Origin of the sequence: Candidatus Frankia nodulisporulans, assembly GCF_902806475.1 — a bacterium.
GTDB lineage: Bacteria > Actinomycetota > Actinomycetes > Frankiales > Frankiaceae > Frankia > Frankia umida.
Genome location: NZ_CADCWS010000171.1, coordinates 1 through 9,528 on the forward strand (window position 1 = coordinate 1; position 9,528 = coordinate 9,528).

The 9,528-nt window shown below is 72.6% G+C and carries 8 protein-coding genes and 1 pseudogene; 6 read left to right on the plus strand and 3 right to left on the minus strand.

Annotated elements, in window-relative coordinates:
• From G6R24_RS14750 to G6R24_RS14760, 3 genes are all read right to left on the minus strand, one after another.
• On the minus strand, positions 1-834 hold an 834-nt coding region (locus tag G6R24_RS14750), incomplete at its 3' end, for a serine/threonine-protein kinase (protein ID WP_225438547.1).
• Between the two features lie 197 nt (positions 835-1,031).
• Positions 1,032-1,235: a lasso RiPP family leader peptide-containing protein gene (locus tag G6R24_RS24180; protein WP_163549828.1), complete on the minus strand. Its 204-nt coding sequence runs from the start codon at positions 1,233-1,235 to the stop codon at positions 1,032-1,034.
• Positions 1,236-1,318: 83 nt separating this feature from the next.
• Positions 1,319-2,791, minus strand: coding sequence for an MFS transporter (locus G6R24_RS14760; protein WP_163549829.1), 1,473 nt, complete (start codon positions 2,789-2,791; stop codon positions 1,319-1,321).
• Positions 2,792-2,893: 102 nt separating this feature from the next.
• Between G6R24_RS14760 and G6R24_RS14765 the strand changes: the two genes are divergently transcribed.
• The 6 genes and pseudogenes from G6R24_RS14765 (at position 2,894) to folD (ending at position 9,383) form a co-directional block, all read left to right on the plus strand.
• Positions 2,894-3,805 carry a helix-turn-helix transcriptional regulator gene (locus G6R24_RS14765; protein WP_163549830.1) on the plus strand — a complete coding sequence of 304 codons (912 nt, stop codon included), beginning with the start codon at positions 2,894-2,896 and terminating at the stop codon, positions 3,803-3,805.
• Between the two features lie 95 nt (positions 3,806-3,900).
• A complete protein-coding gene (locus G6R24_RS14770; protein WP_225438548.1) occupies positions 3,901-4,668 on the plus strand; it encodes a ribonuclease FAU-1 family protein in 768 nt (255 codons plus the stop codon).
• A 161-nt stretch (positions 4,669-4,829) separates the two neighbouring features.
• Positions 4,830-6,472, plus strand: a pseudogene (locus tag G6R24_RS23545) (ABC-F family ATP-binding cassette domain-containing protein).
• A 64-nt stretch (positions 6,473-6,536) separates the two neighbouring features.
• On the plus strand, positions 6,537-7,529 hold the full coding sequence (locus tag G6R24_RS14780) for an LURP-one-related family protein (RefSeq protein WP_163549831.1): 993 nt from the start codon (positions 6,537-6,539) through the stop codon (positions 7,527-7,529).
• 229 nt (positions 7,530-7,758) lie between these two features.
• The gene (locus G6R24_RS14785; protein ID WP_225438549.1) at positions 7,759-8,328 is read left to right on the plus strand and encodes a P-loop NTPase family protein; all 570 of its coding nucleotides are present in this window, start codon (positions 7,759-7,761) and stop codon (positions 8,326-8,328) included.
• Between the two features lie 188 nt (positions 8,329-8,516).
• Positions 8,517-9,383, plus strand: coding sequence for a bifunctional methylenetetrahydrofolate dehydrogenase/methenyltetrahydrofolate cyclohydrolase FolD (gene folD, locus G6R24_RS14790; protein WP_163549833.1), 867 nt, complete (start codon positions 8,517-8,519; stop codon positions 9,381-9,383).
• The last annotated feature ends 145 nt before the right edge of the window (positions 9,384-9,528 follow it).

Genomic DNA, 9,528 nt, shown 5'->3' on the forward strand with positions numbered 1-9,528 from the left:
GGGGTGCGGGGTGGCTCCGGTCAGCCGGAGCAGCAGGGCGGTGGCGCTCGGGCGGGCGGCGGGATCCCGGTTCATCGTCCAGGTGACGAGGGCGTGCAACGTCGGGGTGAGCCCGGACAGGTTGGGTTCGTCGTGCACGATCCGGTACATCAGTACGGGGGTGACGGCCTCGCCGTGCGGGGTCCGTCCGGTGGCGGCGTACAGCATCACCGCACCCCAGGCGTAGACGTCCGCGGCGGGGGTGAGCGGTTCACCGAGGGCCTGCTCGGGGGCCATGTACGCCGGTGTGCCGAGGACACCGCGCTGGGTGAGGGTGGTGGTGGCCTCCAGTGCCCGGGCGATCCCGAAGTCGATCACGCGGGCGCCGGATGACGACAGCAGGATGTTGCCGGGTTTGAGATCCCGGTGGATCAGGCCCGCGCCGTGGATGGCGCTCAGCGCCCCGGCCACGGCCACCCCGACCCGCTCGAGTTCGGCCGCGGGCAGCGGCCCGGCCCGGCGGACCCGTTCGGTCAGCGTCGGCCCGTCGATGAACTCGGTGACCAGGTAGGGCTCGGTCCGGTCGGTGTCGACGTCGAGGACCTCGGCGGTGCAGAAACGGGCGACCCGGCGCGCCGCCTGCGCCTCACGCAGGAACCGGGTGCGGAACTCGGGTTCGCGGGCGTACTCCCGCCGGATCACCTTGACCGCGACCGGTGCCCCGCCGGGCGCCTGGCCGTAGTAGACGCTGCCCATCCCGCCGACACCGATGCGCCCGGTCAGCAGGTAGGGACCTGCCTGGGTCGGGTCGCCGTCGTCGAGCGGCTCGACACCGGCTGGCAGATCCGCCCTCACCGTCCCCGTCCGCTCCCGTCCTCACCCTCGCCGCCGCAGCGCCCGGCGTCACGTCTGATGTCCACCAGTATGCGGACCGTCCCGCTGCGCGGGCCATCCCGGTCCGCGGTGGACGTGCGAGGGCCCGGGTGGCCGTTGCCGGCCCACCCGGGCCCGATGCGAGAAGCTACGTGGAGTCAGTGGAGTCAGTGGACGGTCTACCAGCCGCCGCCTCCGCAGCCCCATCCGTTACCGCCCCATCCGTTACCGCCCCAGCCGCCGCCACCCCAGCCGCCGCCACCCCAGCCGCGACGCCAACCCCAGCCGCCACCGCCGCCGAAACCGGCGATGAAGAATCCGTGGGTCACGGCCTGGAACGATCCCTGCGCACGCAGAGCCGGTGCTTCGTACTGCGCCATCATGAGTTGTTCCTCCGTTCCCGTCCTGTCCGGACGCGGTCGTAACCGATTGTCACGGCCATGTCACCATCCTAGGCGGGGGATGTTCAGCGTCGGTTCAGTCGCGGACCGCGCACCAGGAAGGCCGCGCTGGCCGCGGCGAGCAGAGCGAGTGCCGCCAGCGCCCAGCCGACGCCCCACTCGGCGTGCCCGGTCGCCCCGGTGTCGCCGGCGAGGGTGAGGAACAGCGTCCCGACCGTGGCGAGGCCGATGACCTGCCCGAGCTGCAACAGGGTGAGCAGCAGCCCGCTGGCGTCGGGGGCGTCCTCGACCGGCACGTGTTCCAACGCCACCGAGATGATCAGCGGCATCACGCCGAGACCGAGCCCGACCAGCGTGGTGACGACCTCGTAGGGCACCCCGCCGCCCGCGGTCGGCCCCAGGAACAGGTAGGACACCGCCGCGAAGGACAGCCCGACCGGGATCGCCGGCCGCCGAAGCCGCCCCGAAAGCCGCGGCACACTCAGACTGACCAGCGCGAACGCCCCGACGCACGGGATGAACGCGAGCCCCGAACGAAGCGGACTGAGCTCGAGCTCCCCTTGCAGGTGCAGCGTCGTGGTGAACAGGAACGCCCCCCACGTGCACGGGGCGAGCAGCAGCGCCACACCGGCCGCCGGCAGGCCCGGCGCGCGCAGCACCCGCGGGGAGATCAACGGGCGGCCACCGCGCGCGGCGACGTGCCGTTGCACCAGGACGAACACCCCGACGAGCACGACGGACGCGCCGAGCGACGCGAACGTCCACGCGGGCCAGCCCAGGTCATGCCCGAGCACCAGGGGCAGGACGAACAGCAGCACCGCCGCGCTGAGCGTGGCGAGCCCGGGAAGGTCCAGCGCGGGCCCACCATGCCCCCGGTCCGCGGGCAGCACCCGGGGGGCGACGATCAGCAGCAGCCCGACCGGCACGTTGACCAGGAACACCGCCCGCCAGCCGCTGCCGAACAGGTCCGCGTCGACCAGCAGGCCACCGGCGGCCTGCCCGACGACGATTCCACCGGCGATGACCGCGGCGAAGTAGCCGAGCGCCCGGTTGCGCGCGGGGCCGGAGCGGGTGCGCTGGATGATGCTCATCACCTGCGGCGTCATCAGCGCGGCACTCGCCCCCTGGGCGAACCGGAACCCGATGAGCGAGCCCGCCCGCGGCGCGAACCCGCAGGCCGCCGACGTGAGCGTGAACGCGGCGAGGCCGGCCAGGAACGCCCGCCGGTACCCCAGGATGCCCCCGAGGCGAGCCCCGGTGATCAGCAGCACCGCGTAGCTGATGAGGTACCCGGCGGCGACCAGCTGGAGCCCGGCGTCGGAGACACGCAGATCGGTCCGCAACACCGGGAGTGCGACGTTGACGATGCTGACGTCGAGGTTCGCCATGAACTGCCCGACGAGCACCACCCCCAGCACCAGCCCCGCGGACGCCCGCCGGCCCGGGGGCGGAGCCGGCGTCGGCGGATCACCGCGGTTCGAGGTGGGTGCGGCCGAAGGGGCCCGCACGGAGTCGGTGGGTGCGGCGAATCGGGGCATGGTCCACATCGTGCTGGGCGTCGGATACCAGTAACGAGAGCCCGTTGATACTGGTAGTGGCAGCACCTGGCACCCGTGCCACGGACAGGGGACGCTGGAGGCATGACAACGACGCCGCCCCGGCTCGCACCGCCGCCCCGGCACACGTCGCCGACCCGGCACGCGCCGCGGCGCCGGGACGATCTCGCGGCGTTCCTGCGGAGCCGGCGTGCGCGGGTCACCCCGCGGGACGTGGGCATGCCACCCGGCCCTCGCCGGCGGACACCCGGGCTGCGCCGGGAGGAGGTCGCCCAGCTCGCCGGGGTCGCTGTCACCTGGTACACCTGGCTGGAGCAGGGCCGTCCGATCAACGTCAGCGGCCAGGTCCTCGACGCGGTGGCCCGCACTTTGCAGCTGGACGCGGCCGAGCGCGCGCACCTGTTCCGCCTGGCCGATGTGGCGCCACCGCCGTCCATCGGGGACGACATGGTCGATCTGCCACCCGAGATCCGCGGCATCCTGGACGCCCTGGATCCGCTGCCGGCGGCGGTGACCAACGCCCGTTCGGACGTCCTGGCCTGGAACGAGGCCTACGCCAGCCTGCTCCCCATGATCGTCTCCGCCGCGCCGCCCCACCGCAACACCCTCTGGTTCGCCTTCACCACGCCGTCCTGCTGCAATCCGATGCGCAACCTGGATGAGCAGGCCGCGGAGTACGTCGCGATCCTGCGCTACCGGCACATCCAGCATCTGGGCGAGCCAGGCTGGCAGGAGTTCGTGCAGGGCCTGAGCGCGGCCAGCGACCGGTTCGCCCGGCTGTGGGCCACCCACGACGTCGCCCCACCCCGCCCGTGCGACAAGGTGTACTGCTACCCGGCCGTCGGCGACATCGGTCTGCGCGCCACCCACCTTGATCTCAGCGGTCGCCCCGGCATCCGGCTGACCGTCCACAACCCGGTCGACGAGACCACCCGTGCCCGCCTGGGCTGGCTGCGCGCCCACCCCGAGGCCGCCCAGCCCGACCACACGCACTGAGCCACCCGCACCGGCCACCCGCACCGAGCCACCTCGTGGCCATCCCGCCCTGACCGGGGGGTGGCGCGTGCCGCGGCTGGTCGTACAGTCAGGCCGTGACCAAGCCGGACAGCCCCGCGCGCGACGAACCCGGCCCCGTGTCGTCGTCGGTACCGGTGCCCACGTCGGCGGGCGGCGGGCCCGGCGCCGGCGCGCCCTACACGCCTGGTGAGATCGTCGTGCACCGGTCGTTCACGACCAAACGGCTGGTCTTCGTCCGTACCGGGCATGTCATCGACCACGACGAACGTGGCCTGCGGCTGTGGATTCCGCATGGCTGCCCGATGGCGGTGGAACTCAGCGCGGACGGCCGTGGCCTGCGGGACATGCCCTTCGCCGAGTGGGTCCGCCAGCCGACGGTGATGACGACCTCGATCTGGCGCGGCCCGAACATCTTCATGCTGATCCCGACGCGGGGCGCCCACTCGGTCTGGTGGTTCTGGGACTGGCAGGGCCGCTTCGTCCGCTGGTACATCAACCTGGAGGAGCCGGCGGTCGCCTGGCGCCGCGACGGGCTCGTCGGCGTCGACACCACCGACCACGACCTCGACGTGTGGGTCACCCCCGCCCGCACCTGGGAGTGGAAGGACGAACACGAACTCGCCGAGCGCCTGGCCTTCCCCGAGCACTACTGGGTGAGCGATCCGGACGCGGTGCGGGCCGAAGGCGAACGCCTGCTGCGCCTGGTCGAATCCGGCGCCTTCCCGTTCGACGGCACCTGGACGGACTTCCAACCCGATCCGTCCTGGCAGACCCCGACGAGCCTGCCCCCGGCTGGGATCGCCCCCGCGCCTGAACACCCGCGCCTGAACACCCGCGCCTGAACACCCGCGCCTGAACACCCGCGCCTGAACACCCGCGCCTGAACACCCGCGCCCGAACACCCCGCGCCCGAACACCCCGCGCCCGCCCGCCATGATGCGGGCCTGGCCGTGCTGGGCGGGTACGTCCGCGGTGCCGTCCGGGCATACGCGAGACTCGTGGGATGTCCGCCACGCTCATCGCCTCCGGCCTCACCGTCACCCGCGGTGGGGCAACCGTCCTGGACGGGATCTCCCTCACTGTGGCGCCCGGCGATCGTCTCGGTGTGGTCGGGCCCAACGGCGTTGGTAAATCGACGTTGCTGCGTGCCCTCGCCGGCCTGGTGCCACTCGACTCCGGTCGTCTTGACCTGGCGCCGCCGAGCGCCGGCGTCGGCCTGCTGCCCAGGAACCCGACCGGTCGCCCGGGGAGACCCTGCGCGCCTTCGTGCATCGGCGTACCGGGGTCGCGTCCGCCCAGCGGGAGCTGGACGACGCGGCCGAGGCCCTCGCCTCCGGCGGCCCCGGTGTGGACGACCGTTACAGCGTGGCGCTCGAACGCTGGCTCGCCCTGGGCGCCGCCGATCTGGACGCCCGCGCCGAGGAGGTCTGCGCTGACCTCGGGTTGCCCGTCGGCGCGCTCGACAGTGAGACGACGACCCTCTCCGGTGGTCAGGCCGCCCGCGGGTCGCTCGCCAGCGTGCTGCTGTCCCGGTTCGACATCACCCTGCTGGACGAGCCCACGAACGACCTCGACTTCGACGGTCTCGACCGGCTCGAACGGTTCGTCCGCCAGGTCTCCGGGGCGCTTGTCGTCGTCAGCCACGACCGGGAGTTCCTCGACCGGGCGATCGACACGGTCGCCGAGATCGATCCGCACCAGCACAGCCTCGCCCTGTTCGCCGGTGGCTGGTCTGCTTACCTGGAGGCCCGCGAGCTCGCCCGCCAGCAGGCCCGCGAACGCTACGAGGACTTCGCCGACGAGCGTTCCGACCTGGTCTCCCAGGCGCAGCGCCAGCGTGAGCAGTCGGTGCGCGGGGCGGTGCGGGCCAAGCGGCGTGCGCCCGACGGCGACCGGGCCGCCCGCGGCGCGCGGATCGAGGCCGCGACCAAGAGCGCCGCCAGGGTCCGCTCGATCGAGAGTCGCCTCGGCCGGCTCGAGGCGGTCGAGGAGCCGCGTAAGGAATGGCAGCTGCGGATGTCGATCGCCACCGCGCCGCGCTCCGGTGACGTCGTCGCGACGCTGACCGCCGCCACCGTGCGCCGCGGTGGTTTCACCCTCGGACCGGTCGACCTCAGCGTCGCCTGGGCGGACCGGATCGTGATCACCGGGCCGAACGGTGGTGGCAAGTCGACGCTGCTCGGCGCGCTGCTGGGCCGCGTCCCGCTCGACAGCGGCGGTCAGTCGCTGGGTTCCGGGGTGCGCCTCGGTGAGATCGACCAGGCCCGCGAACGTTTTCGCGGCGAGCAGACCTGTGTCTCCGTCGCCGAGGAGGCCACCGGATGGGCGGCCGGGCAGGTGCGGACCCTGTTCGCCAAGTTCGGTCTCGGCGCCGACCAGGCGACCCGGCCGGCGGCGTCGCTGTCCCCGGGGGAGCGGACCCGGGCCGGTCTCGCGTTGCTGCAGGCCGTCGGCGTCAACTGCCTGGTGCTCGACGAGCCCACCAACCACCTGGACCTCCCCGCCATCGACCAGTTGGAGCAGGCCCTCGCCGACTACGCGGGCACCCTGCTGCTCGTCACCCACGACCGGCGGATGCTCGACGCCGTGTCGGTCACCCGTCGACTCCACGTCGCCGAGGGCACGGTCCACGAGCAGACCGTCTGAGCGTCAGATGGCCGACGCGGACCCACCCTGGCGGTCGGCCAGCTCCAGATGCGAAAGTGGCGGCATGACGCAGACCGTCCCGCCTGGCTGGTACCCGGATCCGAGCGGGCAGCAGGGTTCCCGATGGTGGGACGGCACCCAGTGGACCGACCACACCCAGGCCGGCTCACCTCCCGGCCAGGGCCAGGGCCATCAGCAGGGTCAGTACCAGGACCAGGGGCACATCTATCCCCAGGGCCAGGGCTATGGGCAGGGCCAGGGCCAGGGCAACCCGCAGGGCCAGGGCCAGGAATATCCCCAGGGCCAGGGCTATCCCCAGGGGCAGGGCGGCGGGTCGGGCGCGGTGAGCTGGGGAACGCCGCAGGGCGGTGCGTCGGTGCTGACCAACCGCACCCCTGAGCAGGTGCAGCGGCAGGTCCGCGAACAGGCCGGGCTTGCCCCCGGCGGGCCGGGTGGCGGGGGCCTGTTCAGCGAGCCTGTTCTCGTCGTCAACCAGAAGACCAAGATCATCGAAGTGACGAACGAGTACGCCGTCTTCGACCAGCAGGGCCGCCAGATCGGCTCGGTGGTGGAGGTCGGGCAGAACGCGCTGAAGAAGGCCGTCCGGGTGCTCTCCTCCTGGGACCAGTTCTTCACACACCGGCTGGAGGTCCGTGATGCCGCCGGTGTGCCGCAGCTGATGCTCGTTCGGCCCGCGAAGGTGTTCAAGTCGAAGGTGATCGTCTCGACTCCTGACGGCACCGAACTCGGCGTGATCGTTCAGCAGAACGTCTTCGGTAAGATCCGCTTCGACCTGCAGTCCGGTGGCGCCACGATCGGATCCATCAGGGCCGAGAACTGGCGGGCCTGGAACTTCTCCATCGTCGACCACACCGAGACCGAGGTCGCCCGGGTCACCAAGACCTGGGAGGGCCTGATGCGCAACGTCTTCACCACCGCCGACAACTACGTCGTCCAGCTCCACCGTCCGCTGCCGCAGCCGCTGCTGAGCATGGTCGTCGCCTCGGCCCTCACGATCGACACCGCCCTCAAGCAGGACTCCCGCGGGCTCGGCTGATCGCCGCCGGCGCCGGAGTTCCCGGCGCCCCACCACCGCACCCGGCTGATCCCGGTTCGGCAGGTACCGGTCATCCCGAAGGCCGTGCTCCGATCACGTCGGGTGCGGTGCGCGACCCGGCGGGTGGGAAGGGCACGCCGAGGAGGGTGTTCGGGGTTCCTGTGGTGGGTTGTGGTGCGAGACTGGAACCGTGAATGCGCACGGGACGTGCCCGGAGGGCCCGCCGTCGATGACCCCGGACATTCAGCGGGTGCTGGTCGTCGGCAGTGGTGGTGCGGGCAAGAGCACGCTGGCGCGGGAGATCGCCCGCCGGGCCGGCCTGCCGGTGATCCATCTGGACCGGTACTTCTGGCAGCCGGGTTGGGTCGCCACACCCGTGGAGGAGTGGCGCGCGGTCGTCGCGGGGCTCGTCGCGCGGCCGGCGTGGGTGATGGACGGCAACTACGGTGGCACGCTGGACCTGCGGATACCCGCGGCCGAGCTGATCGTGTTCCTCGACCTGCCGCGGCGGGTCGCGATCATCCGGGCGGTGCGGCGCTGGGCGCGCTGGCATGGGCGTACCCGTCCGGACATGGGCGCGGGCTGCCCCGAGAAGATGGACGTGTCGTTCCTGCGGTGGATGTGGACCTACCCGCGGGACAGCCGCGACCGGCTGCTGCAGGCACTGGACGCGCACGGTGCCGCGGCCCGGGTGGTGCGCCTGTGCAATCCCCGTGAGGTGCGGGCCTGGCTGGGCGGCGCGGCGGCGCCGGGCCTGCCCCGGATGCGCTCCCTGTCCGCCGGTCACGTCGGCACCTGACCTCCCGTAACACCGCTACGGCGGACGTCCGGCGGCCACGTTCCTCGTCGTTCCTCGCCGCCGCGGGTCGCGTCATGGTGGTGGGCGATACGGTCGACGTTCACGGAGGTCGCCCCGCGGGCCACGCTACGACGGCGGGCGGCGGGCGGCGCCGTCATCCGGCGAGATCGTCAAGGCGAAAGGCCGACATGAGCGCAGTGATCATCGATGGTAAGGCCGTGGCCGCGCGGGTCCGGGCGGACGTCGCCCGGGACGTCGCCGAGTTCCGTGCGGCGACGGGGCTGCAGCCGGGGCTCGCGACCGTGCTCGTCGGTGACGACCCGGCGTCCGCGGTCTACATCGGCGGTAAGCGCAAGGCGTGCGTCGAGGCCGGCATGGCCGACCTGCACCAGCACCTGCCCGCCGACACCGCCCAGGACGAGGTCGCGGCCCTGCTGGACTCCCTCGCCGCCGACCCGGCCGTCTCCGGCATCCTGCTGCAGCTGCCCGTCCCCCGGGGGCTGGACGGTTCGGCGCTGGTCGGGCGGATCCCGCCGGGTAAGGACGTCGACGGTCTGACCACGGCGAGCGTCGGTCTGCTCTCGCGTGGCGAGCCGGGGCTGCGCCCGTGTACGCCGTCGGGCATCCTCGAACTGCTGGACGCCTACGAGGTGGCGTTGGAGGGGGCGTCCGCGGTCGTGGTCGGACGTTCGGAGCTGGTCGGGCGGCCCGTCGCGCAGCTGCTGGTCGACCGCAACGCCACCGTCACCATCTGCCATTCGCGCACGCGGGACCTCGCCGCGGTCTGCCGGGGCGCGGACGTGCTCGTCGTCGCCGCCGGCAAGCAGGCCATCATCGGCGCGGACGCGGTGAAGCCCGGCGCGACCGTCATCGACGTCGGCATGCACCGCACCGAGGCGGGTCTGTGCGGCGACGTCGACTTCGACGCGGTGCGTGAGGTCGCCGGGAAGCTGACGCCCGTCCCCGGCGGTGTGGGTCCGATGACGATCGCGATGCTGCTGCGCAACACCCTGCTGGCCGCCCGTGCCGCCGCCGGCCAGGATGTCAACAGCTGACCGGAAGCGCACCAGAAGGTCACCCAAACGGGCCATTCGGGCCTGGCTAAACAGGGCACATCGCATTTTTTCCTGTCATCGTCGCCCTCGCGAGCTCCGCCGAGGACAGCGACGCGCGACGGCTGGTGACCCGCGGAACTCGCGA